This window comes from Allobosea sp. WAO (assembly GCF_001509835.1).
Classification (GTDB): Bacteria; Pseudomonadota; Alphaproteobacteria; order Rhizobiales; family Beijerinckiaceae; genus Allobosea.
In genome coordinates this window covers 59,633-84,512 of sequence record NZ_JXTJ01000011.1, presented here as the reverse complement: position 1 = coordinate 84,512, position 24,880 = coordinate 59,633, and the positions used below count along the sequence as shown (strand labels likewise).

Below are 24,880 nucleotides of genomic sequence, written 5' to 3'. Positions count from 1 at the left end.
GCGCCTACGGTGCGGCCGGGCCGCAGCAGAGAGCACCGCCGCATTCTTGCATACAAACACTTCCGACGCGAAGCGCGACGAGCCGGGAATGTCGCCTGGCCTTGCCGCGGACGCATGGCCATGCGATTGCGCCCGAGACGGCATTGCGCTGAACATCCGCTCGGGCTTCGCTCCGGAATCGGCGGGAGGATCGGGATGCTCGACTGGAGCGGCGCGCGGAACGAAGCGGCGGCGATCGCCGAGGCCTGGACGCGCGAAGGTGGACCGGGCGGCGCGATCGTATTGTTCGACCGCGACGGCATCCGCGAGGTCGCGAGCGGCGGTTTCGCCGCGATCGAGCACCGTTTGCCCTTCACGCCGGACACGCCGAACCGGCTCGCCTCGATCAGCAAGCATATCTGCGCCGCATTGCTGCTGCGCGCCGGCGTGCCTCTGGACGAACCGCTCGGCAAGCTCCTCGCCGAGGCGCCGCCGGCGCTTGCCGCCGTGCCGCTTGCGCGAGCGCTCGACATGACCGGCGCCCTGCCCGACACAATGGAGGCCTTCTGGCAGCAGGGCGTGCCGTTCACCACCAGCCTCGGCGCGGACGAGATCTTGGCGCGCGCCCGGCTGTTTCCGGCGCTGAACGGCGAGCCCGGCACCGAGATGGCCTATTCCAACACCGGCTGGCGCCTCGCCCAGGCGGTGCTGGAGCAGCACAGCGGCAAAAGCTATACCCGGCTGGTCGATAGGCTGATGGGGGCACTAGGCCTGCCGATCCGCTTCGCCCGCGACGAGAGCGAGGTGATCGATGGGTTGGCGACCGGCTATTGGCGCGAGGGCGATGCCTGGCGCCGCGGGCGCTATGGCTTCAACTTCTCGGGCTCGGGCGGCATGGCCGGCAGTGCCGCGGCATTGGCGCGCTGGGCCTGCGCCCTGCTTGCCGGCCGCGAGCCGCTCGCCGGCCTGCTCGAACAACTGGCGGCGCCGCGGACCTTCGCCGATGGCAGCGCCAGCGTCTACCGGCTTGGCCTCGTCGCCAGCACGCTCGGCGATGTTCAATTGCTCGGTCACGGCGGCTCGTTGCCCGGCTATCGCAACCATTTTCTGATCGCGCCGGAACAGGGCGTCGGCGTCGTCCTGCTCGGCAATCGCGAGGAGGAGACGCTGTGGCCGGCGCTGCGCGTGCTGGCCGCCCTGCTCGGGCAAACCCTGCCGGCACCGGCCGAAGAGATGCCCGACGGGCTGTTCGCGGCGGAGGAAGGACCGTTCTGGGCCGAATTCGGCGCGGGCGCGATCAGCTTCATGGGCGGCTATGAGAAGCTCGTCGCCGATGGCTCCGGCGGGATGCGCAGCCTGCCAGCCTATCTCGACATCAGGTTGAAGCGCAGCGGCGCCGATACGGTCGAAGGCCTGATCGGCGGCGTGCCGCGCCGGCTCACCCGCGTCCCCGATGCCACGGCACTCGATCCGCGCCTGCCGGGGCGCTGGCGCGACAGAAACCTCGGCACCGAGATCCTGATCCGTGGCGATGGCAGCGCCCGCCTGCCCTGGGCGGGCTCTGCCATCGAGACGGCGCTGACGCCACTGCCCCGCGGGCGGGCGCTCGCAGACCTCCCGCATGGCCCCTGGCGGCACCGGCCTTGCTTATGGCTGCAGCCGGACGGAACCTTGCGCCTCGCCGGTCACCGCTCGCGCATCCTGCATTTCGACCGCCTCACTGACAGAGCCACGCTATGACCGCTTCCCGTTTCGCCGCGCTCATCGGCGCGGCCGCGCTGCTCCTGACCACACCGGTGCAGGCCCAGCCGGCGCCGAAGAACGTGCTGCGCGTCGCCCCGCATGCCGACCTCAAGACGCTCGATCCCGTGGCGGCCTCGATCGTCATCACCCGCATGCACGGGCTGATGATCTACGAAACCCTGTTCGCCTGGGACGCCAATCTCCAGCCGAAGCCGCAGATGGTCGAGAGCTTTTCGACCGCACCGGACGGCTTGTCCTGGACCTTCACCCTGCGGCCGGGCCTGAAATTCCATGACGGCCAGCCGGTGACGACGCGCGACGTCATCGCCTCGCTGACGCGCTGGATGAAGCGCGACACGATCGGCGGCAAGCTCGGCGAATACACCGATGGCATAGAGGCGAAGGACGACAAGAGCTTCGTGCTCAAGCTGAAGAAGCCGATGGCGCTGGTGCCCTTCGCGCTCGGCTCGGCGGTCGGCCAGATCCCGGTGATCATGCGCGAGGCCGATGCCGCGACCGACCCGATGAAGCCGGTGACGGAGGCGATCGGCTCCGGCCCGTTCAAGTTCAACCGCGCCGAATGGCGCAGCGGCGCCAAGGTCGTCTACGACAAGAACCCCGACTATGTGCCGCGTTCCGAGGCGGCCGACGGGCTCGCGGGCGGGCGCGTCGTCAAGGTCGACCGGGTCGAATGGGTGATCATGCCGGATGCTGCGACGGCCGCCGCGGCCCTGCAGACCGGCGAGATCGACATCTGGGAGCAGCCGAGCCAGGACCTGATCCCGGTCGTCGCCAGCGCCAGGGACGTCAAGGTCGAGCGCTACTCCAACCTCGCCAACCAGGTGATGCTGCGCCCCAACAGCCTGCACCCGCCCTTCGACAACCCCAAGGCCCGGCTTGCGCTGGCCTTCGCCACCGACCAGGCCGAATTCCTGGCCGGCGGCTTCGGCGACGAGGAGTGGTGGAAGCGCTGCAACGCCTATTTCATCTGCGGCGGCCCGAACGGGACCGAGGCGGGCACGGACGCCTTCGCCAAGCCCGATCCCGAGAAGGCCAAGCAGCTCCTCGCCGAAGCCGGCTACAAGGGCGAAAAGCTCGTGCTGACCACCAGCAACGACATCGCCGCGATCGGCCGGATGGCCGAGGTCGCCGCCGCCCAGCTGAAGAAGGCCGGCGTCAATGTCGACGTGCAGTTCTCCGACTGGGGCACCGTCACCACGCGCCAGCAGAACAAGAACCCGCCTGACCAGGGCGGCTGGAACCTGTTCGTCACCTATGCCTCGGGCGCGACCATGCAGTGCCGATGACCAATATCGGCACCAATATGGCCTGTGAGCGCGCCTGGGCCGGCTGGCCCTGCGACGCCGAAGCCGAGAAACTGCGCGGTGCCGTGGTCGATGCGCCCGACGATACCGCGCGCAAGGCGGCAATCGAGACGCTGCACAAGAGGCTCGCGGAGATGCAGCCCTACCGGGTGCTCGGCCAGTTCGACCAGCCCTATGCCAGGCGCGGCAATGTCTCGGGCGTGCTCGCCGCACCTGTCATGCTGTTCTGGAACGTGCAGAAGAACTGAGGCGCCGATATGCGCCGCGTTAACCGGCCCGAAGCGCGGCGTTAACCAGTTCATGACCCATGCCGGACGACACTGTTGCGAGCGAATCGTTGCAGTCCGTGAGAGCGTTATGGGTCAGGTTCTTCAGTTCCGTCCGTTGAAGCCGGTCGTCGCCGAAAGCGATGGCGACGCGCTCGACCTGTTGTCGGCGATCGACTTCGCGCTGCGCGACCTCAAGGACATCGCCCCGCATATCCTGCACGAGGGCGCCCGCGAGCAGGCGCGGCAGTGCCAGCAGATGCTGCAGGACGCGTTCGACGCGGCTCTGATGGTCGGCTGAAGGCCGAGCAAGACCCCTCTGGCCTGGGTCGATCTCGACGCGGCTAGCGCCGGCACGCCGCCCATGCGAACCATCGCTGCAAGCAGATTCGCGGGAGAGAACCCGATGCAGCCGCTTTGGGCGATCGGATTGATGACCGGCACCGTCCTCGACGGCAATATCGACATCGCGGCGATCCGCAGCGATGGCGAGACGGTCACCGAATTCGGCCCCTGGCGGCTCGCGCCCTATACCGCCGACGTCCGCGCTTTGCTGGGGCAGGCGGTCGAGGCGGCACTGTCCTGGCGCTTCGAAGGGCCTGAGCCTGCAATCTTCGCCGAGGCGACGCGTGCGCTGACCCTGGCTCAGAGCGATGCCGTCGCGCAGTTTCTGGCGGAGGAGGGGATCGCCGCCAGCGACGTCGCCGCGATCGGTTTCCACGGCCAGACCGTGCTCCACCGCGCGCCGACGCCGTTGCGCAAGGGCGATACCCGCCAGCTCGGCGATGGCGCCTTGATGGCGAAACGGCTCGGCATCGACGTGGTCTATGATCTTCGCAGCGCCGATGTTCGCGCCGGCGGCCAGGGCGCGCCTCTGGCGGCAAGCTATCATGCGGCGCTGCTGCGCGGCCTCGGCGCCGGCAGCGAGACGGCGGTGCTCAATCTCGGCGGCGTCGGCAATCTCAGCGCGCTCGACGCCAACGGACAAGTGCTCGCCTTCGATACCGGCCCGGGCAATGCGCCCCTCAACGACTGGATCAAACGCCACGGCAAGGGCGAGATGGATCGCGACGGCGCCTTCTCACTGGCCGGCAATGTCGACGAGGCAAGGCTCGCCCGGCTGCTCGAACATCCTTACCTGTTCGCGCCCTATCCGAAATCGCTCGACCGGCATGATTTCACCGCGGCGATGGCCGACGGGCTCTCCTTCGAGGATGGGGCGGCGACGCTGACCGCCTTCACCGCCGGAGCCGTCGGGCGCGGGCTCGACCTCCTGCCGATCCGGCCGCAGCGGCTGATCGTCTGCGGTGGCGGGCGGCGCAATCCGGCGATCATGGCCGCGCTCAATGCCCGCAGCGGTGTAGAGGCGATTCCCGCGGAAGCCGTGGGCTGGCGCGGCGACGCGATCGAAGCGGAGCTGTTCGCCTTCCTGGCCATGCGCGCCAAGGCCGGCCTGCCGATCAGCTTCCCGCTCACCACGGGCGTCCCCGAGCCGATGAGCGGCGGGCGGATCGCAAGGGGGCGTTGACAGCGGCAGCGCGGCGGGGCTGAACGACGGCCATGAGCAAATTCGCCTTCGAACCCCTCGCCATCCCGGCCGTCATCCTGGTCCGGCCGAAGAAATTCGGCGATGCGCGCGGCTACTTCATGGAAACCTGGAGCGTCGAAGCCTTCGCCGCTGCAGGGATCGACGCCGTCTTCGTGCAGGACAACCAGTCGCTCTCGGCGGCGCGCGGCGTGGTGCGCGGCCTGCATTTCCAGGCGCCGCCGGTGCCGCAGGCCAAGCTTGTCCGCGTGCTGAGGGGCTCGATCTTTGACGTCGCTGTCGATCTGCGCCGGAGCTCGCCGAGCTATGGCAGATGGTGCGCGGCGACACTGACCGCCGAAGGCGGCGAGCAGCTTTTCGTGCCGCACGGCTTCGCCCATGGCTTCTGCACGCTCGAGCCCGGCACCGAGGTCGCCTACAAGGTCGACGGACCCTATGCGCCGGAATGCGAGGGCGGCCTCGCCTGGAACGACCCTGCTCTCGCCATCGATTGGCCCGTCGCGCCCGGAGAGGCGCAGCTCTCGGGCAAGGATGCCGTCCTGCCCGGCCTTGCCGGCTTCGACAGCCCCTTCAGCTACGAGGCCGCCCGGTGAAGCGCTATCTCGTCACCGGCGGCGCCGGCTTCATCGGCTCGGCGGTGGTGCGCCACCTGATCCGACAGACGCCGCATCATGTGCTGGTCGTCGACAAGCTGACCTATGCCGGCAATCGCGACAATCTCGCGCCCGTCTCGAACGATCCGCGGTTCGCTTTCCTGCAGGCGGACATCGGCGATGCGGTGGCGATGCGACGGGCCTTCACCGAGTTCGCGCCCGACATCGTCATGCATCTCGCGGCCGAGAGCCATGTCGACCGTTCGATCGACGGGCCGGCCGCCTTCATCGAGACCAATATCGTCGGCTCCTTCGTGCTACTGCAAGAGGCGCTGCGGCACTATCGCTCGCTCCCTCCCGACGAACAGGCCTGCTTCCGCTTCCACCAGATCTCGACCGACGAGGTGTTCGGCTCGCTTGGCGCGGACGGCCTGTTCACGGAGAGCTCGCCCTATCAGCCCAACTCGCCCTATTCGGCCTCGAAGGCGGCCTCGGACCATCTGGCGCGCGCCTGGCACCACACTTACGGGCTGCCCGTCGTGCTCTCCAACTGCTCGAACAATTACGGGCCCTATCACTTCCCCGAGAAGCTGATTCCGCTGATGATCCTCAACGCGCTCGAGGGCAAGAAGCTGCCGGTCTACGGCAGCGGCGCCAATGTTCGCGACTGGCTGCATGTCGAGGACCATGCGCGCGCGCTCGCCCTGATCGCGGAGAAGGGCCGGCTCGGCGAGAGCTACAATGTCGGAGGCGGCGCCGAGCGCAGCAATCTGGAGGTCGTCGAGGCGATCTGCGCGCTGATGGACGAGCTTGCGCCCGATGCCGGCATCGGCCGGCGCGCCGGGCTGATCGAATTCGTCGCCGACCGGCCGGGGCATGACCAGCGCTATGCGATCGACGCTACGAAGATCGCGCGCGAGCTCGGCTGGCGGCCGCAGGAGAGCTTCGAGAGCGGGCTCAGGAAGACCGTCGCCTGGTATCTGGAGAACCGCGACTGGTGGAGTAGGATTCGCAGCGGCGTCTATCGCGGGGAAAGGCTGGGCGCGGGCTGAGGCGTAGCGCGCACAAGGCGGAGCCTGCGGCGTGGTGCCGCTCTCACCGGCTTGTCATTGGCAATCACATGGCAAAACGGGCATCAAAACCGCCATGACTATGCTCGCTACCACCGCCCGGACCGGTTTCGCCCTGGTCAGGCGCCTTGCGCTCGGCTTCGCGCTTTTGTCCCCCGCTGTCAGCCTGGCGGCGGAATCCAGCGCCGTGACCTCGCCGCGCGTCACCGCCACCTTGCTGTCGAGCCGCGACGCGGTCGCGCCCGGCGAGCGCTTTCACCTCGCGCTGACGCAGAAGATCACCGCGGGCTGGCACACCTATTGGCGCAACCCCGGCGATTCCGGCGAGCCGACCAAGATCGACTGGCAACTGCCCGAGGGCGCGACGGCGGGGCCGATCCAGTGGCCGGCGCCGAAGGCGATCGCCTTCGAGCCGCTGGTCAATTTCGGCTTCGACGGAACGGTGCTGCTGCCGGTCGAGATCAGCGTGCCGGCCGACGCCAAGCCCGGCGAGCGCTTTGCCATCACCGCCAAGGCGACCTGGCTGGTCTGCGAGAAGATCTGCATCCCCGAAGAGGGCGTGCTGAGCCTCGATCTGCCCATCGCGGCCGAAGCCGTCATCGACAGCGCCGCACAGGCGCGCATCGAGCGGACGCTGGCGGGGCTGCCGCAGGAGGCGCCGTTCCGGGCCAAGCTGACCGCCAGCGGGCCGGACAAGATGACGCTCGCCATCCCCGAGCTGCCGGCCGGGATCAGCGAGCTGCGCTATTTTCCGCTCTCCGACACGTTGATCGAGCATGCCGCCGCCCAGCCGGGCGAAGGCGGCACACTGACCCTGTCGCGTTCCAGCGCCTTCCGGATCGCGGAGCCGAGCGTCGAGGGCGTCATCACCTACAGTCAGGGCGGGACAAAGCGGGCGCTGGCGCTGAGCGCCGATGTCGCACCCGATCTGCTGGCGCAGGCGAGCGCCCCGCCTGCCCCGCCCGCTGCGGTCACGTTGCCGACGCTGCCGGCGCCGCCGGCCGAGGACCTGACGATCTGGGTGGCGCTGGCCTTCGCCTTTGCCGGAGGCTTGATCCTTAACCTGATGCCCTGCGTGCTGCCGGTGCTGTTCATCAAGGCGCTCGGCTTCGCCCAGTCGGCACAGGCGAGCCGCTCCGAGGTGCGCGTGCACGGGCTGCTCTTCCTTGCCGGTGTGGTGGGAACCTTCATGGTGCTCGCCGGGCTCGCGATCGCGCTCGGCGCCGGCTGGGGCTTCCAGCTGCAATCGCCGCCGCTCGTCATCCTGCTCGCCGTGCTGATGAGCCTGATCGGCTTCAACCTGATCGGCGCCTTCGAGATCGGCGGCAAGGTCCAGGGGCTGGGCGACGGGCTCGCCAGCCGCGGCGGACCGGTCGGCGCCTTCATGACCGGCGCGCTCGCCGTCGTGGTCGCGACGCCTTGCACCGCCCCCTTCATGGGCGCGGCCATGGGCTACGCGCTGACGCAGCCGCCCGCCGCTGCGCTCTCGATCTTCCTTGCACTCGCACTAGGCTTCGCCCTGCCGGTGGTGGCGCTCTCCTTCGCGCCCGGCCTGCAGCAGCTCCTGCCCAAGCCCGGGCCGTGGATGGTCGTGCTGAAGCAGGCCTTCGCCTTCCCGATGTTCGCCACGGCGATCTGGCTGGTCTGGGTCGCGACCATGCAGACCGGCGCGAACGGCGCGCTCGCCGCGCTGATCGCGATCCTCGTCGCCGGCTTCGCGGTTTGGCTGCTCGGCGTGACGCGCCGCCGCGGGGCCGTCCTGCGCATCGTCGCCGCCGGCCTCGCCGCCCTGTTCGTCACCGCGACGGCAGCCTTCGTCATCGAAAGCGCCGTGCCGCCGAAGCAGGTGCCGGCCAGCGCCGGCGCGAGCGATGTCTGGTCGCCGGAGCGCGTCGCCGAGTTGCAGGCGCAGGGCAAGCCGGTCTTCGTCAATTTCACCGCGGCCTGGTGCATCACCTGCCTCGCCAATGAGCGCGTCGCCCTCTCGCGGCAGGACGTCAAGGACGCGTTCGCCGCGCTCGGCGTCGTCTATCTCAAGGCCGACTGGACCAATCGCAACGCCACGATCGCCGCCGCGCTCGCCGAGCATGGCCGCGCCGGCGTGCCGCTCTATCTGGTCTATCCCGGCACCAAGGGCGCGCAGGCGGAAGTGCTGCCGCAATTGCTCACCACCGACATCGTGATCCGCGCCGCCGAGCGCGCTGCAGGCCGGGAGGTCCAGACCGCCGCCAGCAAGCGTTGAGGCCCGCAAGGGACGACTGCCCTTCAACCGGGAAGATGGAGACAGACATGAAAGCCATGAGCAGACAGACTTTCATCGCCGGCCTCGCCGTCACCGCATTCTCGCTGGCCTCTAGTGCGGCGCTCGCCCAGGGCGCAGCGAAGCCGGGCGCACCAGCCCCCGCCTTCTCGATCGTCGATGTCGACGGCAAGCCCCAAAAGCTCTCCGACTATGCCGGCAAGACGGTGATCCTCGAGTGGACCAACCATGACTGCCCCTATGTCCGTAAGCACTACAACAGCGCGACAATGCAGACCCTGCAGAAGGACATGGCCAGGGAAGGCATCGTCTGGCTGTCGGTGATCTCCTCGCCCGTCGGCGAGCAGGGCCATGTCGATGCGGCCAAGGCCAAGGAGCTGACGAAGAGCCGCGACGCGGCGCCCGCCACCATCCTGCTCGACCCGAAGAGCGTGATGGCGCGCGCCTATGGCGCCCAGACCACGCCGCACATGTACATCATCGACCCGAAGGGCAAGCTCGCCTATGCCGGGGCGATCGACGACAAGCCCTCCGCCAGCGCCTCCAGCCTGACCGGCGCCAAGAGCTATGTCCGCCAGGCGGTGGCCGAGATGAAGGCCGGAAAGCCGGTCTCGGAGCCGGCGACCAAGGCCTATGGCTGCGCCGTCAAATACGCGCCGGTGAGCTGAGACGGCCGGCCTAAGGCGACGCGCTAACTCAGCACCGCATAGGCGAGCAGCCCTGCGATCAGCCAGAGCGCCCAGTTGCCCCAGCGATTGCGCGCGGCTTCCGCCCGGCCGATCGCCTGGACGCTGGCCTCGTCGAGCGAGAAGCCGTTGCGGGAGGCGTCCTCGAGCTGGCCGAGCACACGCTCCGCCCGGCCGACCGTCGCCGGCAGGTTCGCGAGGCTCGAGGCCAGCGTATGCATGCCGCGCCCGACATCCTCGATCCTGCCGAGCGGGCCGAGATTGCGGGTGATCCATTCGCGCACCACCGGCTCGGCCGTGGTCCACATGTCGAGATGGGGATCGAGCGTGCGCGCAACGCCCTCGACCACCACCATGGTCTTCTGCAGCATGACGAGCTCGGTGCGCGTCGCCATGTCGAAGAGGCCGGTGATCTCGAAGAGCAGGGTCAGCACCTTCGCCATCGAGATCTCGTCGGCGCGCTTGTCGTGGATCGGCTCGCCGACGGCGCGGATCGCCTGGGCGAAGTCGGCGACCGCGTGATGGCCGGGGACGTAGCCCGCCTCGAAATGCACCTCGGCGACGCGCTGGTAGTCGCGGGTGATGAAGCCGAGCAGGATCTCGGCGAGGAATCGCCGCTCCTTGTGCCCGAGCCGGCCCATGATGCCGCCATCGACGGCGACGAGCCTGCCCTGCGCGTCGATGAACAGGTTCCCCGGATGCATGTCGGCATGGAAGAAGCCGTCGCGGATCGCGTGCCGGAGGAAGGACTGGATGACGTTGCGGCCGAGCGCCGGCAGGTCGTGGCCGGCAGCGCGCAGGGCCTCGACATCGGAGAGCCGGATGCCGTCGATCCATTCGTCCACAAGCATTTCGCGCGCCGTGAGCTGCCAGTCCGGCGCCGGCACGCGGAAATCCGTGTCCTCCTTGGTGTTCTCGGCGTATTCGGAGAGCGCAGCCGCCTCCAGCCGCAGGTCCATCTCCATGGTGACGGAGCGCGCCAGCGTCTCGACGATGGCGACAAAGCGCAGGCGCCGCGCCTCCGGCGAGCGTCGCTCGGCCAGCTCCGCACCGAAGCGCATGGCGGCGAGGTCGCGATGGAAGCGGTCGCGGATGCCGGGCCTGAGGATCTTGACTGCGACCTCGGAGCCGTCGCGCAGCCGGGCGCGATGGACCTGCGCGATAGAGGCTGCCGCAACCGGCTCGCCGAATTCGGCGAAGATCGCCTCGACCGGCTTGTTATGGGCCGCCTCGATGGCGGCGCGTGCCTGCGCCATCGGGAAGGGCGCCATCCGGTCCTGCAAGGCCGAGAGGTCCTCGGCGATCTTCATGCCGACGACGTCCGGGCGCGTCGCGAGGAACTGGCCGAACTTCACATAGGATGGGCCGAGCCTTGTCAGCGCGGCGGCGAGCCGCGTGGCCGAGGAGCCGGCGCCTTTGCGCTCGATCAGCCGGCCGAGGCCGATCAGCCCGCGCGCCGCGGGCGGCAGCACCGAGGGGTCGACCAGGGCGAGCGCGCCCTCGCGGGCCAGCACGAAACCGACCCGCGCCGAGCGGGCGAGATGGGCGATGGCCGAGATCATGCGGCGGCGTACGTATCAGCCTTCCCCGTCATGCTCGGCCTTGTGCCGAGCATCCACGCCTTGCGGCGTGAAGGAAGGGAAGAGGTGGATGGTCGGGACAAGCCCGACCATGACGGCGACAGGCGCATCATGTCAGAGAACAACGTCACAGCTTCCAGCCGGAATGCAGCGCCACCACCCCGCCGGTCATCGGCGTGAACGAGGCGCGGCGGAAGCCGGCAGCCGCGATCATGTCGGCGAAGACCTGCGGCCGTGGGAATTTGCGGATCGACTCGACGAGGTACTGGTAGGGCTCGGCCTCGCCGGTCACCATCCTGCCCATGGGCGGGATGACGTTGAAGGAATAGGTCTCGTAGACCTTGTCGAGCAGCGGCACGTCGACATGCGAGAATTCGAGGCAGAGGAAGCGCCCGCCGCGCTTCAGGACGCGATAGGCCTCGCTCAGCGCCTTGTCGATGCGCGGCACGTTGCGGATGCCGAAGGCGATCGTATAGGCGTCGAAGCTGTTGTCCGGCAGAGCGAGCTCCTCGGCATTGCCCTGGACGAAGTGGATGCGGTCGTCACCAGGGAAACGCTTCTGGGCGCGCTCGCGGCCGACGGCGAGCATCTCGGCATTGATGTCGAGCACCGTGACCTCGGCCCGCGGCCCACCCGCCTCCAGCACCTTGAAGGCGACGTCGCCGGTGCCTCCGGCCACGTCGAGATGGGCGAAGGCCCGGTCGCGCGGCGGTTTCAACGCCGTGAGCAGCGCCTCCTTCCAGAGCCGGTGCAGCCCCGCCGACATCAGATCGTTCATCAGGTCGTAGCGGCCTGCGACCTTGTGGAAGACGTCGTCGACCTTGGCCTGCTTCTCGGCGAGGGGCACGGTCTCGAAGCCGAAATGGGTTGAGTCGGAAGCTGCTGTCACGGCTGGGCTGCTCTTGTGGTTCGCTGCGGCGATGAATAGCGAATGCGGCGGGGCTTGTCGCGGCCCGTCTCGACGCATGCTGAAGGGCGCAACGCCATGCCTGAACTTCCCGAGGTCGAAACCGTCAGGCGCGGGCTCGAGCCGGCCATGCTCGGCGAGCGCTTCGCCCGGGTCGAGCAGAAGCGGCCGGATCTGCGCTTCCCGCTGCCCGAGCACTTCGCCGAGCGCCTGACCGGCCGGCGGGTCGAGGCGCTGTCGCGGCGGGCGAAGTACCTGATCGCCGATCTCGACGATGGCGAAGCGCTGATCATGCATCTCGGCATGAGCGGGCGCTTCATCGTCGAGGCACCCGGCACGCCCGCGACCGAGCCCGGCGCCTATTACAACGAGATCGGCCGGCATCTGAAGCACGACCATGTCGTCTTCCATCTCGGCTCGGGCGCGCGCGTCACCTACAATGACGTGCGCCGCTTCGGCTTCATGGACCTGATGCCGCGTAGCGAGCTCGAGACCTGCAAACACTTCGCCGGCATGGGGATCGAGCCACTCGGCAACGAACTCTCCGGCGAGCTGATCGCCAGGCTGTTTTCCGGCAAGGCCGCACCGCTGAAGGCCGCCCTGCTGGACCAGCGCCTGATCGCCGGGCTCGGCAATATCTATGTCTGCGAGGCACTATTCCGGGCCGGGCTGCATCCTGAAGCGGAGGCAGGAACCATCGCGACCCCGACCGGCAGGCCGCGTGAAAAAGCGCATGCGCTGGCACAGATCATCCGCGAGGTGCTGGAGGAGGCGATCGCCGCCGGCGGCTCGACCTTGCGCGATTTCGCCCATGCCGACGGCTCGCTCGGCTATTTCCAGCATCGCTTCAAGGTCTATGACCGCGAGGGCGGCACTTGCGTCACGCCGGGATGCGGCCATCTGGTCAAGCGGCTGGTGCAGTCCGGGCGCTCGACCTTCTATTGCGAGAGCTGCCAGAAGCGGGGCTAGAGGTGTTCGATCGGCTCTCGCCTTCCTCACAGACAAGCGGCAAAGCTGCGCGTCTCAGGCCGTCTCGATAAAGCGGGCGAGGTTCTCCAGCGTCGAGCGCAGCCCGACATCGTGGTCCTCCTTGCGGATGCCGGCCGGGACGTTCTCGCAGAGGATCGTCACCTCGGTGCCGTCGCGGACCTCCTTCAGGCGCCAGCTCATCGTCATCGTGCCGGCGAAGGCGGGATCGTCCGAGACGAAGCCGACCTCCCAGACGATGCGCTCGCCCGGCCCGAGCGCGACGAAGCGGCCCTCCACGACATCGCTGTCCGCCGTCGCCTTGCCGGGCGCGCCGACCGGATCGTCATAGGTCAGGACGATGCGGTAGCTCCCGCCGACAACAGGCTCGAAGCGCTCGACCCGCGCCTGCATGCCTTGCGGCGCCAGCCACCTCGCCAGCGAAGCGGCATCGACAAAGGCGTGGTAGATCGCCCCGGGCGAGGCCCTGATCACCCGCGAAGCCGTGTCGATCCTGTTTCTGGCAGGCATGAGCGCTTTCCTGGTGGGCAATGAGGCTAGCACGGCGACAATGCGGGAATGCGGCAGGAGGTTCCCCTGCCCGCGCACGCCCCGCCCCATCCTGGCTTGCGCCGGCACGCATGGACTTGCGCCCCTCCCGCCCGCTAATGCTGGCCGCAACAGCAGCATCCGGGAGGCCGCCATGGCTTATGAGACCATTCTCGTCGAGGTTAAGGGCAAGGTCGGCGTCATCACGCTGAACCGGCCGCAGGCGCTGAATGCGCTGAACGGCCAGCTTATCGGCGAGGTCAACGCGGCACTCGACGGCTTCGAGCGCGATCCCGGCATCGGCTGCACGGTCATCACCGGCTCGGAGAAGGCCTTCGCGGCCGGCGCCGACATCAAGGAGATGCAGGACCGGACCTATCCCGGCACCTATCTCGACGATAAATTCGCCGATTGGGACCGGATCGGCCAGCGCCGCAAGCCGATCATCGCCGCGGTCGCGGGCTTTGCGCTCGGCGGCGGCTGCGAACTCGCGATGATGGCCGATTTCATCATCGCCGCCGACAATGCCCGCTTCGGCCAGCCCGAGATCAACCTCGCCGTCATCCCCGGCGCCGGCGGCACGCAGCGCCTGACCCATGCGATCGGCAAGGCCAAGGCGATGGACCTTTGCCTCACCGGCCGGATGATGGACGTGAACGAGGCCGAACGCGCCGGGCTCGTCGCCCGCATCGTGCCGCTCGCCGATCTGATGAGCGAAGCGCTGAAGGCGGCCGAGCAGATCGCCACGAAGTCGCTGCCTTCGGTGCTGACCGCCAAGGAAGCGGTGAACCGGGCCTTCGAGGTGACGCTGAACGAGGGGCTGCGCTTCGAGCGTCGCGTCTTCTCGGCGCTGTTCGCGACCCAGGACCAGAAGGAAGGCATGGCCGCCTTCGCCGAGAAGCGGAAGCCCGAGTTCAAGAACCTCTGAGGCAGCAGCCTCGGCAGAGGCCTGCGCCCGCCCGGGGCAGAACCGGGCGGGCGACCAATCAGCCTGGTGCATGGCCGGCCCGACATGGTTTGACTTGAAGCGCGCCGCCGCGGCGCACACGATGCGCGCTTCAAGTCAACGGGATTCCTTGCCATGACCGCCGCAGCCAGTTCCCTCACCGACGGCATCACGCTGCCGACCTATGCCGATGTCGAGGCAGCGGCGGAACGCATCCGCGGCGCTGCGCATCACACGCCTGCCCTGACTTCGCGCACCGCCAATGAGCGCACCGGCGCCAATCTCGTCTTCAAGGCCGAGAACCTGCAGCGCATGGGCGCCTTCAAATTCCGCGGCGGCTACAACGCCATCGCCGCGCTCACAGCCGAACAGCGCAGGGCCGGCGTCCTGACCTATTCCTCCGGCAACCATGCCCAGGCCATCGCCTATGCCGGCAAGCTGCTCGGCGCGCCGACCACGATCATCATGCCGCAGGATGCGCCGGCAGCGAAGGTCGCAGCGACCAAGGGCTATGGCGCCGAGGTCGTCTCCTATGACCGCTACAGCCAGGACCGGCTGGCGCTCGGCGACAGCATTGCCAGGGAACGCGGCCTGACCCTGATCCCGCCCTATGACCACCCTGCGGTGATCGCCGGCCAGGGCACGGCGACCAAGGAGTTGATCGAGGATGCCGGCGAGTTCGACATCATCCTGGTCTGCCTCGGCGGCGGCGGCCTGCTCGCCGGCGCCTTGCTCGCCGCGAAGGCCCTGAACCCCGGCTGCCGGGTCTATGGCGTCGAACCCGAGGCCGGCAATGACGGCCAGCAATCCCTGCGCAAGGGCGAGATCGTCAAGATCGACGTGCCCAAGACCATTGCCGACGGGGCACAGACGCCCTTCCTCGGCAACTACACCTTCCCGATCATCCGCGACCTCGTCGAGGACATCGTCACGGTGCCGGATGCCGCCCTTGTCGCGGCGATGCGCTTCTTCGCCGAGCGCATGAAGCTCGTGGTCGAGCCGACCGGCTGCCTCGCCGCCGCCGCCGCCTTCACCGGGGCAGTCCCCGTCGAGGGCAAGCGCGTTGGCGTCATCCTCAGCGGCGGCAATGTCGACCTCGCCAGCTTCGCGCGCTTCATCGGCGAGGGCGCATGAGCGAAATCGAGACCATCCTCTCGCCCGAGGTCCCGGCGCCGGCCGGGCACTATTCCCAGGCCGTCGCCTACAAGGACCTCGTCTTCGTCTCCGGCCAGCTCGCTCCGCGCCCGGACGGCAGCCCTACCGCGGCCGAGCCTTTCGCGGTGCAGGCGCGCCAGGCGCTGGCCAATCTGCTGGCGGTGCTCGCTGCCGCCGGCTCCGGTCCGGCCGATGTGCTGAAGGTCACCGCCTATCTGGTCGGCGGCGGACACTGGCCGGAGTTCAACGCGATCTATGCCGAGGTTTTCGGTGACCACCGCCCGGCACGGGCGGTGGTGCCGGTTCCGGAGCTGCATTATGGCTATCTGATCGAGGTCGAGGCGGTCGCCATCCGGCGCTGGGAAGGTTGATCACCACCGGTCGGCATTTCCGCGTTGACGTGGCAACCGGCAGCGATTATAGGCTCACGGATCGCGACGGCCTGCGCCAGCACGGCCGTCGCTCACGTTTTTCATGCAAGGGTTCGCGCTCCGCGTCACTTGGCAAAAAGCCCGGTGTCGGCCGCGACGAGGACGAGGACGAACGATGGCCAATACGACGTCGGCCAAGAAAGCCGCTCGCAAGATCGCGCGCCGCACCGAGGTGAACAAGTCTCGCCGCAGCCGCATGCGCACCTTCCTGCGCAAGGTCGAGGAGGCGATCGCCTCCGGCGACAAGGGCGCCGCTGCCGAGGCCTTCAAGGCCGCCCAGCCGGAGATCATGCGGGCTGCCCAGAAGGGCGTGGTCCACAAGAACACCGCCTCGCGCAAGGTTTCGCGCCTGGCTCATCGCATTGGCGCGCTGGCTTCCTGAGCCGCGTTCCGCAGAGCGATTTTTAGCGTGTTTCAACCCGGCCCTTCGGCCGGGTTTTTCTTTGGCCGGAACACCTCCGCAAAGCTCGGCCGGCAGAGACGAAAATCTCTGCCACAGTGGCGATTCCGCAATCATTCCATCGCTTTCCGGACTTGACTCCATCGCGGTTTTCCGGGCGCAAAAACCGTCCTTAACGGGTTTTTGACCGCGCAAAATTAGGCCATATTTTTCATCACCTTAGCAGGCAAAGCAATCGCTGCTCGGGATTCCCGAGGCTTCCCGTGGCGGCTTTTCGACCCCGCCGAAAAAAAGATTCGCGGCCTTCCCGACAGCCCAGCTGTAAAGAAAAGCTTAACTTCCCCAACCTATTGCAGGGGGTCTGCCGGTGGGGCAACGGCTGGGGCTTCCCGGCTGAATCCCGATAGCCGGCAGAGGGGGATATTGCCCCCGTCCGAGGGCTCCCTATAAGGTCCTCTCATCGCCGGGCGGACAGAGATGTCGGACCGGGATTTCCAAAGATCGAAACTCGTTTTGGCTTACAACCAGAGAGGTTGGAGGGATGCGGCTCTTTATCTTGTGACGCTATACTTGTTGAGATGAAGAGCGGTTTCGTCCTGCGACGAGCCCTCCACTCCTGAGCCGACGACGAACATTGGCACGATCCGAGCCTTCGGCCTGTCCGGGGGACGTGGATTCTTTGCTTTCACCAAAATCAGCGCGGCCGACCGGCTTTGCCGGCCGGGTGACGCCGCGCGCAACCGATTGAACAGGGCGATAGAAAAATGCTGGAGCAGATCGAGACTGGCGATTTTGTCGATGTTGCGTCGGGTCCGTCTGTTGCGAAACTGGGTTTGGGCAAAGGCGCGGCTGCCGCCGCGGAGAAGGAGAGCTGGGACCGCGTGCGCCGCCGCCTGCGTGCCGAGCTGGGCGAGGACGTGTTCTCGAGCTGGTTCGCCCGCGTCGAGATCTGCGCCGTGGTCGAGGGCGTCGCCCATCTCACCGTTCCCACCCGCTTCCTGAAGAGCTGGCTCGAGGCGCATTATGCCGAGCGCCTGCGGGCCCATTGCACCGCCGAGCTCGATGCGCCTCACGGCGTCTCGCTGAGCGTGCGCCAGGTGGCGCGTGACGGCGCCGAACCTCGCCCCGAGAGCCCGGCCCAACGCCCCCGCATCACGGATGCCCGCGCCCCGGCAGCAGTCAATGTCGAAGCCGCCCCGGCCGCAGCGATGCCCCCGGCCTCCGAGCACGACGTGATGGACGCCTGCGGCACCGTGCTCGACCGCCGCATGAGCTTCCAGAGCTTCGTGGTCGGCAAGTCGAACGCGCTCGCCTTCGCCGCCGCCGAGCGCATCGCGGCCGCCCCGGCCGGCTCGGCGCCCTACAACCCGCTCTACATCCATGCCGGGGTCGGCCTCGGCAAGACCCACCTGATCCAGGCGATCGCCCAGGACGCGCGTCAGCACGGCAAGCGTGTCGCCTACTTCACTGCCGACCGCTTCATGTACGGCTTCGTCGCGGCGCTGAAGTCGCAGACCGCGCTGGCCTTCAAGGAGAAGCTGCGCGGCATCGACCTGCTGATCGTCGACGATGTGCAGTTCATCCAGGGCCGCTCGATCCAGCAGGAATTCGGCCATACGATCAACGCGCTGATCGACGCCGGCAAGCAGATCGTCGTCGCCGCCGACCGGCTGCCGGGCGATCTCGAGACGATGGAGGAGCGCATTCGCTCGCGCCTCGCCGGCGGCCTCGCGGTCGAGATCGGCGAGCTCGACGAAGGCCTGCGCGTCAAGATCCTGGGCAGCCGACTCGAGGCGCTGCAGGCAGCGCATCCGACCTTCCAGGTCAATCCGGACGTCACCACCTATGTCGCCCGCGCCGTCGCCACCAATGGCCGCGATCTCGACGGCGCCGCCAACCGGATCCTGGCGCATGCGACCCTGACCGGGGCGACCGTGACCATGGAGACCGCCGAGGCGGCGATCCGCGACCTGGTGCGCACCCGCGAGCCGCGTCGCGTCAAGATCGAGGAAATCCAGAAGCTGGTGGCGACCCGCTACAATGTCAGCCGCGCCGACATCCTCTCGGAGCGCCGCACCGCCGCGGTGGTCAAGCCGCGCCAGATCGCGATGTACCTCGCCAAGGCCCTGACGCCGCGCTCGCTGCCCGAGATCGGCCGCCGGTTCGGTGGGCGCGACCACACCACCGTGCTGCATGCCGTGCGCAAGATAGAGAAGGCGATCGGCGAGGACCGGCTGCTGCATGACGAGGTCGACCTGCTGAAGCGCATGCTGCAGGAGTGAGGCCGCGCGCCGTGCGCAGACCGGCCCAGGCGGGCCGCAAGCGGCACGACGTGGCGCTAAGCTGTGATTGCCGGCGCGCGCACCCTTGCGCCGGCGCAAGCGCTCCGGCAATGTCGCGGGCCATTCCGTCGCCCGCCGTCCGGTGGGCGCCAGCACATGCCAGAAGACGCCATGAAGGTTACGGTCGAACGCTCCACGCTCCTGAAGTCGCTCGGGCATGTCCATCGGGTGGTGGAACGCCGCAATACGATCCCGATCCTGTCCAACCTGCTGCTGCGCGGCAGCGAGGACGGGTTGAAGCTGAAGGCGACCGATCTCGATATCGAGGTGGTCGAGACGGTTCCGGCCGACATCGTCGAGCCCGGCGCGACCACCGTGCCGGCCCACACGCTCTACGACATCGTCCGCAAGCTGCCGGACGGCGCCCAGGTCTCGCTGGAGACGACCGGCGACAGCGGCCAGATGGTGCTGCGCTCGGGCCGCTCGCGCTTCACCCTGCAGACCCTGCCTGAAAGCGATTTCCCGGACATCACCGCCGGCGAGATGGCGCATCGCTTCGTGCTGCCGGCCGGCGAGCTCAAGCGCCTGATCGACAAGACCCAGTTCGCGATCTCCACCGAGGAGACCCGCTACTATCTCAACGGCATCTATCTGCACGCCATCGACGTCGAGGGCCGCCCGGTGCTGCGCGCGGTCGCGACCGACGGGCACCGCCTCGCCCGCGTCGATACCGCGGCCCCGCAGGGCGCGCTCGGCATGCCGGGCGTGATCGTGCCGCGCAAGGCCGTCGCCGAGATCCAGAAGCTGCTCGAGGATGGCGAGAGCGAAGTCCAGGTCGAGCTGTCCGGCAGCAAGATCCGTATCGCGACGGCGGCGGTGGTTCTGACCTCGAAGCTGATCGACGGCACCTTCCCCGACTACCAGCGCGTCATCCCGAGCGGCAACGACAAGTTGCTCACCGTCGACAGGGGCGACTTCGCGGCTTCCGTCGACCGCGTCTCGACGATCTCATCCGAGCGCGGCCGCGCCGTGAAACTGTCGATGGCCGAGGGCCGGATGACGCTCTCGGTGACCAATCCCGATTCCGGCTCGGCGACCGAGGAGATCGAGGTCGACTACGATGCGAGCCCGCTCGATATCGGCTTCAACGCCCGCTATCTGATGGACATCGCAGCCCAGCTCGACGGCGACACCGCCCTGCTCAAACTCGCCGACCCCGGTTCGCCCACGGTGATCCAGGACCGCGAGGGCGCCTCGGCACTCTATGTGCTGATGCCGATGCGGGTCTGACGCGGCCAGCCTTGACCGCGGTCGCCCGCCTCACCCTGCAGAATTTCCGTTCCTACCCGGCCCTCGATCTTGCGATCGAGGGCCGGCTCGTTGCGCTGTGCGGCGAGAACGGCGCCGGCAAGACCAACCTGCTCGAGGCCCTCTCGCTGTTCGCGCCCGGCCGCGGCCTGCGGCGGGCCGACCTCGCCGATATGGTGCGGGTGTCGGGCGATGGCGGCTTTGCCGTCTCGGTCGGGCTCGCCGATGACGGGGCAAGGCTCGGGATCGGGCTGGAGCCGCCCGATGGCGAGGGCCGGCGCACCCGCCTCGCCCGCATCGACGGAGCACCCGCCAGCTCTGCGACGGCTTTCAGCGAATATCTGCGCCTGGTCTGGCTGACGCCGGATCTCGATGGCCTGTTCCGCGGCTCGGCCGGCGAGCGCCGGCGCTTCCTCGACCGGCTGGTGCTCGCGGTCGACCCCGCCCATGGCACGCGCTCCAACGCGCTCGAAAAGGCGCTGCGCTCGCGCAACCGCATTCTCGAGGAGAGCCCCTTCGAGCGGCGCTGGCTCGACTCGGTCGAGCGTGAGATCGCCGAGCTCGGTGTCGCGGTCGCCGCCGCCCGCGCCGAAACCGTGGCGAGGCTGTCGGCGATCATCGCGCAGAACCGCGACGAGAGCTCGCCCTTCCCGCATGCGCAGATCCGGCTCGAAGGCGAGATCGACGCGCTGGTCGAGAGCTTGCCGGCGCTCGACGCCGAGGACCGCTACCGCGAACTGCTCGCGCAGATGCGGCCGCGCGACAAGGCGGCGGGACGGACGCTCGCCGGGCCGCAGGCCTCCGACCTCCTCGTCCGCCATGCCTTGAAGGACATACCGGCCGGCCAGGGCTCGACCGGCGAGCAGAAGGCGCTGCTGATCGGGCTCGTCCTGGCGCATGCGCGGCTGGTGGCGAGCATGAGCGACCTGCCGCCCCTGGTGCTGCTCGACGAGATCGCCGCCCATCTCGACCCGCGCCGGCGCGCCGCGCTCTATGCCGGCCTCGGCGAACTCGGCTGCCAGGTCTGGATGACCGGCGCCGACCCCGCTCTGTTCGGCGACCTGCCGCCGCAATCCCAGCGCCTGCTGGTCACGCCGGGCAACGTCGCCGCCCTGCCCTGAGGGTCCGTATCCGAACGACGGGCCCGGCAGGCCTCACGCCCGCTGATCGCAGCCATCACGCATGCCGATGGGACAGCCGCGCTGCGCGCTGCTAAATTCGCCGCCCAGCAGAGCTGCACGACGCAGGGAACCGAACGCATGGACATCGCCGGATTCATGGTCTTCGCCGGGGTCTATTTCCTGGCGGTCGCCTCGCCGGGCCCCGGCATTGCGGCACTGGTGGCCCGCTCGCTCTCGACCGGCTTTCGCCGCGCCGTGCCCTTCGTGCTCGGCATCGCCGCCGGCGACCTCGTCTGGCTGACCTTCTCGGCGCTCGGCCTGTCGCTGCTGATGCAGAGCTTCCACGGCGTCTTCGTCGCCATCAAATATGCCGGCTGCGCCTATCTGATCTATCTCGCCTGGAAGCTCTGGACCACGCCGGTCGAGAGCACCAAGGCGCCCGAGGCCATCCCCGGCGAGGGCTGGCGCCTGTTCTTCGGCGGCATCGCGCTGACGCTCGGCAACCCCAAGGTGATGGTGTTCTTCGTCTCGATCCTGCCGCTGGTGGTCGATCTCAGCGCGATCACGCCGCTGCTCTTCGTCGAGATCGCGGTGCTGACCATGGTGATCATCAACACCACGCTGCTCGGCTACGCCTATGCGGCCGACCGGGCCCGGCGGCTGGTTTCGAGCCCACAGACGATGCGCCGGATCAACCGTTTCACCGGCGGCGTCATGGCCGGCGCAGCGGCCGTGATCGCGACGCGCGGCTGAGATGACGGGCACGAACGCAGGTCCCCACGCCATTCGCCGCGAGGACTGGTCCGAGACGCCAGGTGAATGGCATGGCGAGGTTCAAGGCTTCGGCGGCGAGGTCTCGCTGATCTTCGTCCGCGCCGAGCCGGGCAATGGACCGCGACTGCATACCCATCCCTATCCCGAGACCTTCATCGTCCGCACCGGGCGGGCGCTCTACACGATCGGCGACCGGGAGATCGAGGCTGGGCCGGGAGAAATCCTGGTGGTGCCGGCCGGTGTGCCGCACAAGTTCCGCAGCCTCGGGCCGGACACGCTGGAAACGATCGACATCCACGCCAGCGAGCGCTTCGCCACCGACTGGTTGGAATAAAGCTCAGCGTCCGCCCTTCGCGGCGATCAGCTTGGCAACCTCGCTCTGGCCGCGCTTGCGGGCATGCTGGAGCGGGCTGATGCCATCCTTGTCGGCGAGATTGGGATTGGCGCCGGCATCGAGCACCAGCTTGGCGACCTGTTGGTGGCGCGGCCCGCCATCGCCGAGGATCACGATCTCCAGGAGACAGGTCCAGCCGAGATTGTTGACGTGGTCGAGATCGATGCCGCTGGTCAGGAGCAGCTTCACGGTCTCGACATGGGCGCGCTCGCAGGCCGGGATCAGCGCATTGCCGCCATAGCGATTGCGGATCGAGAGATCGGGCTTCAGCGGCAGCATGGCGGCGATGATCTCGCTACGGCCGCTGGCCCCGGCGAGCAGCCAGGGCGTGTCCTGGTTGGTAGCCTGGGCATTCAGGCTGGCCCCGGCGGCGAGCAGGGCCTTGGCGACTGCGACATGGTTGCCGGCGACGGCGCGTAGCAGCGGGGTCTGGCCCTGCCCGTCGCGCTGTTCGAGATCGACGCCGGAAGCGATCAGCCGGCTGACCTCGGCAAGATTGCCGGAAGAAGCGGCGGAGAGCAGGTCCGCAGTTGCTGCACGAGCGCCCGTCATCAGCATCGCTCCCGCCAGAACACCGGCCAATAGCCGCCCGGCCCGTCTCATCGTCCACCTTCGAGCAGCCGCCCGACCACCCGCGCGGTATAGTCGACCATCGGCACGATGCGGGCATAGTTGAGGCGCGTCGGCCCGATGATGCCGACCACGCCGACGATGCGCTGCTCGCCATCGCGGAAAGGCGCGGCAACGATCGAGGAACCCGACATCGAGAACAGCTTGTTCTCCGAGCCGATGAAGATGCGCACCCCGTCGCCGGCCTCGGCCCGGGTCAGAAGGTCGATCAGCTCGGTCTGCGTCTCGAGATCGGCGAAGAGCAGGCGGATGCGCTCCAGATCCTCCTGCGCCTTCAGATCCTCCAGCAGATTGGCCTGGCCGCGCACGATCAGATGCCGGTCGCCGGAAGGGCCCGACGAGGTCGCGATGCCGCTTTCGACGAGGCGCGCCGTCAGCCCGTCGAGCTCGCGCTCCATCTGGGTGCGGCTGTCGTCGATCTCGCGGCGGATCTCGGCGAGCGTCTTGCCGGCGATGCGGGCGTTGAGGAAATTGCCGGCCTCGACCAGCGCCGAGGCCGGCAGGCCCGGCGGAAGCGCGAGCAAACGGTTCTCGACCGTGCCATCATCGGCGACCAGCACGACGAGGGCGCGATTGGCATCGAGCCGGACGAATTCGATATGCTTCAGCCGGGCATTGGCCTTGGTGGTGACGACGACGCCCGCTCCGCGCGAGAGGCCCGAGAGCAGCGCCGAGGCCTCGGTCAACGTGCCGTCGAGGGTGCGCCCGCTTGCGGCCGCCCGCATCTGCGCCTCGATCCGGGTCCGCTCCTCCGAAGTGAGGTTGCCGACCTCCATCATCGCGTCGACGAAGAAGCGCAGGCCCCGCTCGGTCGGCAGACGCCCTGCCGAGGTGTGGGGGGCGTAGATCAGCCCGGCCATTTCGAGATCGGTCATGACGTTGCGTACCGTCGCCGGCGACAGCGTCATCGGCAGGAGGCGCGCGATGTTGCGCGAGCCGACCGGCTCGCCGGTAGCAAGATAGCCATCGACGATATGGCGGAAGATTTCGCGCGAGCGCTGGTCGATCTCGACCAGGCCGCCCGGCGATTCCGGGCGCGTATAGGCGCTCATCTGGCGTCAAGGGGCCTGTTGTACATGCGCCATTGTCCCTTCCCGGACGCGGCGGATCAAGCGGCATCTGCAAGGCCTCGCCTTGCCGCCCCATCTTGAAACGCCTACAAGCCGCCGATCCCTAAGAGCAGGACGATGATGATGAGACCCTCCAAGCGTGCCGCCGACGAGATGCGCAAGGTCACGCTCGAGCGCGGCGTGGTCCGCTATGCCGAGGGCTCCTGCATGGTGAGCTTCGGCGAGACCAGGGTGCTCTGTGCCGCGACCGTCGAGGAAAAGGGTCCGCCCTGGCTGCGCGGCACCGGCAAGGGCTGGGTCACGGCCGAATATTCGATGCTGCCGCGCGCCACGCATGAGCGCACCCGCCGCGAGGTCACCTCCGGCAAGCCCTCGGGCCGCACCCAGGAGATCCAGCGCCTCGTCGGGCGCTCACTTCGCGCCGTGGTCGACCTGACCGCGATCGGCGAGCGCCAGATCGTCGTCGATTGCGACGTGCTGCAGGCCGATGGCGGCACCCGCACCGCCTCGATCACCGGCGCCTGGGTCGCGCTGCACGATGCGCTGAAATGGATGGAAGGTCGGGGCATGCTCAAGGGCACCAACCCGCTGAAGGACCATGTCGCGGCGGTGTCCTGCGGCATCGTCGCCGGCAACCCGGTGATCGATCTCGACTATGTCGAGGATTCCGGCGCCCAGACCGATGCGAATTTCGTGATCACCGGCACCGGCGGCCTCGTCGAGGTGCAGGGCACGGCCGAAGGCGCGCCGTTCTCGGAGGACGAGCTGATGGCCTTGCTCAAGCTCGCCAAGGGCGGCGTCGGCCAGCTCGTCGCGCTGCAGAAGGCGGCGGTGGCATAATCGAGTTTTAGGGATGAACGCGACGGAGATCGGGCTCGGGTTAGCGATCGCCTTGGCGG

The 24,880-nt window shown here is 68.4% G+C and carries 25 protein-coding genes; 20 read left to right on the top strand and 5 right to left on the bottom strand.

Going from position 1 to position 24,880, the window contains the following annotated elements:
* Positions 1–195: 195 nt before the first annotated feature.
* The 9 genes from DK26_RS21220 (at position 196) to DK26_RS21185 (ending at position 9,450) form a co-directional block, all read left to right on the top strand.
* The gene (locus DK26_RS21220) at positions 196–1,719 is read left to right on the top strand and encodes a serine hydrolase (protein WP_066476674.1); all 1,524 of its coding nucleotides are present in this window, start codon (positions 196–198) and stop codon (positions 1,717–1,719) included.
* Positions 1,716–3,029, top strand: a complete 1,314-nt coding sequence (locus tag DK26_RS21215) for an ABC transporter substrate-binding protein (RefSeq protein ID WP_198162387.1) — start codon at positions 1,716–1,718, stop codon at positions 3,027–3,029. Before DK26_RS21220 ends, DK26_RS21215 begins: the two co-directional genes overlap by 4 nt.
* The gene (locus tag DK26_RS29430) at positions 3,026–3,295 is read left to right on the top strand and encodes a hypothetical protein (protein WP_198162386.1); all 270 of its coding nucleotides are present in this window, start codon (positions 3,026–3,028) and stop codon (positions 3,293–3,295) included. The genes DK26_RS21215 and DK26_RS29430 overlap by 4 nt, the downstream gene beginning before the upstream one ends.
* A gap of 109 nt (positions 3,296–3,404) precedes the next feature.
* Positions 3,405–3,614, top strand: coding sequence for a hypothetical protein (locus tag DK26_RS21210; protein ID WP_066476671.1), 210 nt, complete (start codon positions 3,405–3,407; stop codon positions 3,612–3,614).
* A gap of 105 nt (positions 3,615–3,719) precedes the next feature.
* A complete protein-coding gene (locus DK26_RS21205; protein WP_066476668.1) occupies positions 3,720–4,841 on the top strand; it encodes an anhydro-N-acetylmuramic acid kinase in 1,122 nt (373 codons plus the stop codon).
* 32 nt (positions 4,842–4,873) lie between these two features.
* Positions 4,874–5,452, top strand: a complete 579-nt coding sequence (gene rfbC / locus DK26_RS21200; protein ID WP_066476665.1) for a dTDP-4-dehydrorhamnose 3,5-epimerase — start codon at positions 4,874–4,876, stop codon at positions 5,450–5,452.
* On the top strand, positions 5,449–6,504 hold the full coding sequence (gene rfbB, locus DK26_RS21195; protein ID WP_066476662.1) for a dTDP-glucose 4,6-dehydratase: 1,056 nt from the start codon (positions 5,449–5,451) through the stop codon (positions 6,502–6,504). Before rfbC ends, rfbB begins: the two co-directional genes overlap by 4 nt.
* A 94-nt stretch (positions 6,505–6,598) precedes the next feature.
* The gene (locus DK26_RS21190) at positions 6,599–8,764 is read left to right on the top strand and encodes a protein-disulfide reductase DsbD domain-containing protein (RefSeq protein WP_198162384.1); all 2,166 of its coding nucleotides are present in this window, start codon (positions 6,599–6,601) and stop codon (positions 8,762–8,764) included.
* 56 nt (positions 8,765–8,820) lie between these two features.
* A complete protein-coding gene (locus tag DK26_RS21185; RefSeq protein ID WP_198162382.1) occupies positions 8,821–9,450 on the top strand; it encodes a redoxin domain-containing protein in 630 nt (209 codons plus the stop codon).
* A 23-nt stretch (positions 9,451–9,473) separates the two neighbouring features.
* Here DK26_RS21185 and ubiB read toward each other — a convergent pair whose 3' ends face one another.
* Positions 9,474–11,030, bottom strand: a complete 1,557-nt coding sequence (ubiB, locus tag DK26_RS21180) for a 2-polyprenylphenol 6-hydroxylase (RefSeq protein ID WP_066476658.1) — start codon at positions 11,028–11,030, stop codon at positions 9,474–9,476.
* A gap of 145 nt (positions 11,031–11,175) precedes the next feature.
* Complete coding sequence (gene ubiE / locus DK26_RS21175; protein WP_066476879.1) at positions 11,176–11,937, bottom strand: bifunctional demethylmenaquinone methyltransferase/2-methoxy-6-polyprenyl-1,4-benzoquinol methylase UbiE; 762 nt, start codon at positions 11,935–11,937, stop codon at positions 11,176–11,178.
* Positions 11,938–12,033: 96 nt separating this feature from the next.
* Between ubiE and mutM the strand changes: the two genes are divergently transcribed.
* The gene (gene mutM / locus DK26_RS21170; RefSeq protein WP_066476657.1) at positions 12,034–12,924 is read left to right on the top strand and encodes a bifunctional DNA-formamidopyrimidine glycosylase/DNA-(apurinic or apyrimidinic site) lyase; all 891 of its coding nucleotides are present in this window, start codon (positions 12,034–12,036) and stop codon (positions 12,922–12,924) included.
* A gap of 54 nt (positions 12,925–12,978) precedes the next feature.
* Here the strand turns inward: mutM and DK26_RS21165 are convergent, their stop codons facing one another.
* Positions 12,979–13,452, bottom strand: a complete 474-nt coding sequence (locus tag DK26_RS21165) for an SRPBCC family protein (RefSeq protein WP_066476655.1) — start codon at positions 13,450–13,452, stop codon at positions 12,979–12,981.
* Between the two features lie 172 nt (positions 13,453–13,624).
* Between DK26_RS21165 and DK26_RS21160 the strand changes: the two genes are divergently transcribed.
* The 9 genes from DK26_RS21160 (at position 13,625) to DK26_RS21120 (ending at position 22,221) form a co-directional block, all read left to right on the top strand.
* Positions 13,625–14,398: an enoyl-CoA hydratase gene (locus DK26_RS21160; RefSeq protein WP_066476646.1), complete on the top strand. Its 774-nt coding sequence runs from the start codon at positions 13,625–13,627 to the stop codon at positions 14,396–14,398.
* A 153-nt stretch (positions 14,399–14,551) separates the two neighbouring features.
* A complete protein-coding gene (locus DK26_RS21155; protein WP_184231771.1) occupies positions 14,552–15,550 on the top strand; it encodes a threo-3-hydroxy-L-aspartate ammonia-lyase in 999 nt (332 codons plus the stop codon).
* Complete coding sequence (locus DK26_RS21150) at positions 15,547–15,942, top strand: RidA family protein (protein WP_066476643.1); 396 nt, start codon at positions 15,547–15,549, stop codon at positions 15,940–15,942. Before DK26_RS21155 ends, DK26_RS21150 begins: the two co-directional genes overlap by 4 nt.
* Before the next feature lie 175 nt (positions 15,943–16,117).
* On the top strand, positions 16,118–16,384 hold the full coding sequence (rpsT, locus tag DK26_RS21145) for a 30S ribosomal protein S20 (RefSeq protein ID WP_066476640.1): 267 nt from the start codon (positions 16,118–16,120) through the stop codon (positions 16,382–16,384).
* Between the two features lie 782 nt (positions 16,385–17,166).
* On the top strand, positions 17,167–18,684 hold the full coding sequence (gene dnaA / locus DK26_RS21140) for a chromosomal replication initiator protein DnaA (RefSeq protein WP_066476637.1): 1,518 nt from the start codon (positions 17,167–17,169) through the stop codon (positions 18,682–18,684).
* 171 nt (positions 18,685–18,855) lie between these two features.
* Positions 18,856–19,974, top strand: coding sequence for a DNA polymerase III subunit beta (dnaN, locus tag DK26_RS21135; protein ID WP_066476634.1), 1,119 nt, complete (start codon positions 18,856–18,858; stop codon positions 19,972–19,974).
* A gap of 11 nt (positions 19,975–19,985) precedes the next feature.
* Complete coding sequence (gene recF, locus DK26_RS21130) at positions 19,986–21,113, top strand: DNA replication/repair protein RecF (RefSeq protein ID WP_248310061.1); 1,128 nt, start codon at positions 19,986–19,988, stop codon at positions 21,111–21,113.
* A gap of 138 nt (positions 21,114–21,251) precedes the next feature.
* Positions 21,252–21,866: a LysE family translocator gene (locus DK26_RS21125; protein ID WP_066476629.1), complete on the top strand. Its 615-nt coding sequence runs from the start codon at positions 21,252–21,254 to the stop codon at positions 21,864–21,866.
* 1 nt (position 21,867) lies between these two features.
* On the top strand, positions 21,868–22,221 hold the full coding sequence (locus DK26_RS21120; protein ID WP_066476628.1) for a cupin domain-containing protein: 354 nt from the start codon (positions 21,868–21,870) through the stop codon (positions 22,219–22,221).
* Between the two features lie 3 nt (positions 22,222–22,224).
* Here DK26_RS21120 and DK26_RS21115 read toward each other — a convergent pair whose 3' ends face one another.
* Together DK26_RS21115 and hrcA are read right to left on the bottom strand one after the other, a co-directional pair.
* The gene (locus tag DK26_RS21115; protein ID WP_248310060.1) at positions 22,225–22,833 is read right to left on the bottom strand and encodes an ankyrin repeat domain-containing protein; all 609 of its coding nucleotides are present in this window, start codon (positions 22,831–22,833) and stop codon (positions 22,225–22,227) included.
* A gap of 47 nt (positions 22,834–22,880) precedes the next feature.
* Entirely contained in the window at positions 22,881–23,963 is a 1,083-nt protein-coding gene (gene hrcA / locus DK26_RS21110) for a heat-inducible transcriptional repressor HrcA (RefSeq protein ID WP_066476613.1), read from the bottom strand.
* A 141-nt stretch (positions 23,964–24,104) separates the two neighbouring features.
* On the opposite strand from hrcA, the gene rph reads away from it, so the two are divergent.
* Positions 24,105–24,821 (top strand): ribonuclease PH, encoded by a 717-nt coding sequence (gene rph, locus DK26_RS21105; RefSeq protein ID WP_066476874.1) that lies wholly within the window; start codon positions 24,105–24,107, stop codon positions 24,819–24,821.
* Positions 24,822–24,880: the final 59 nt, after the last annotated feature.

What these genes read in the sequence shown, in the direction of transcription:
- DK26_RS21220 (WP_066476674.1), top strand. Translation starts at nt 196, where the DNA reads ATGCTCGACTGGAGCGGCGCGCGGAACGAAGCGGCGGCGATCGCCGAG.
- DK26_RS21215 (WP_198162387.1), top strand. Translation starts at nt 1,716, where the DNA reads ATGACCGCTTCCCGTTTCGCCGCGCTCATCGGCGCGGCCGCGCTGCTC.
- DK26_RS29430 (WP_198162386.1), top strand. Translation starts at nt 3,026, where the DNA reads ATGACCAATATCGGCACCAATATGGCCTGTGAGCGCGCCTGGGCCGGC.
- DK26_RS21210 (WP_066476671.1), top strand. Translation starts at nt 3,405, where the DNA reads ATGGGTCAGGTTCTTCAGTTCCGTCCGTTGAAGCCGGTCGTCGCCGAA.
- DK26_RS21205 (WP_066476668.1), top strand. Translation starts at nt 3,720, where the DNA reads ATGCAGCCGCTTTGGGCGATCGGATTGATGACCGGCACCGTCCTCGAC.
- rfbC (WP_066476665.1), top strand. Translation starts at nt 4,874, where the DNA reads ATGAGCAAATTCGCCTTCGAACCCCTCGCCATCCCGGCCGTCATCCTG.
- DK26_RS21190 (WP_198162384.1), top strand. Translation starts at nt 6,599, where the DNA reads ATGACTATGCTCGCTACCACCGCCCGGACCGGTTTCGCCCTGGTCAGG.
- DK26_RS21185 (WP_198162382.1), top strand. Translation starts at nt 8,821, where the DNA reads ATGAGCAGACAGACTTTCATCGCCGGCCTCGCCGTCACCGCATTCTCG.
- ubiB (WP_066476658.1), bottom strand. Translation starts at nt 11,030, where the DNA reads ATGATCTCGGCCATCGCCCATCTCGCCCGCTCGGCGCGGGTCGGTTTC.
- mutM (WP_066476657.1), top strand. Translation starts at nt 12,034, where the DNA reads ATGCCTGAACTTCCCGAGGTCGAAACCGTCAGGCGCGGGCTCGAGCCG.
- DK26_RS21165 (WP_066476655.1), bottom strand. Translation starts at nt 13,452, where the DNA reads ATGCCTGCCAGAAACAGGATCGACACGGCTTCGCGGGTGATCAGGGCC.
- DK26_RS21160 (WP_066476646.1), top strand. Translation starts at nt 13,625, where the DNA reads ATGGCTTATGAGACCATTCTCGTCGAGGTTAAGGGCAAGGTCGGCGTC.
- DK26_RS21155 (WP_184231771.1), top strand. Translation starts at nt 14,552, where the DNA reads ATGACCGCCGCAGCCAGTTCCCTCACCGACGGCATCACGCTGCCGACC.
- DK26_RS21150 (WP_066476643.1), top strand. Translation starts at nt 15,547, where the DNA reads ATGAGCGAAATCGAGACCATCCTCTCGCCCGAGGTCCCGGCGCCGGCC.
- rpsT (WP_066476640.1), top strand. Translation starts at nt 16,118, where the DNA reads ATGGCCAATACGACGTCGGCCAAGAAAGCCGCTCGCAAGATCGCGCGC.
- dnaA (WP_066476637.1), top strand. Translation starts at nt 17,167, where the DNA reads ATGCTGGAGCAGATCGAGACTGGCGATTTTGTCGATGTTGCGTCGGGT.
- dnaN (WP_066476634.1), top strand. Translation starts at nt 18,856, where the DNA reads ATGAAGGTTACGGTCGAACGCTCCACGCTCCTGAAGTCGCTCGGGCAT.
- DK26_RS21125 (WP_066476629.1), top strand. Translation starts at nt 21,252, where the DNA reads ATGGACATCGCCGGATTCATGGTCTTCGCCGGGGTCTATTTCCTGGCG.
- DK26_RS21120 (WP_066476628.1), top strand. Translation starts at nt 21,868, where the DNA reads ATGACGGGCACGAACGCAGGTCCCCACGCCATTCGCCGCGAGGACTGG.
- DK26_RS21115 (WP_248310060.1), bottom strand. Translation starts at nt 22,833, where the DNA reads ATGACGGGCGCTCGTGCAGCAACTGCGGACCTGCTCTCCGCCGCTTCT.
- hrcA (WP_066476613.1), bottom strand. Translation starts at nt 23,963, where the DNA reads ATGAGCGCCTATACGCGCCCGGAATCGCCGGGCGGCCTGGTCGAGATC.
- rph (WP_066476874.1), top strand. Translation starts at nt 24,105, where the DNA reads ATGAGACCCTCCAAGCGTGCCGCCGACGAGATGCGCAAGGTCACGCTC.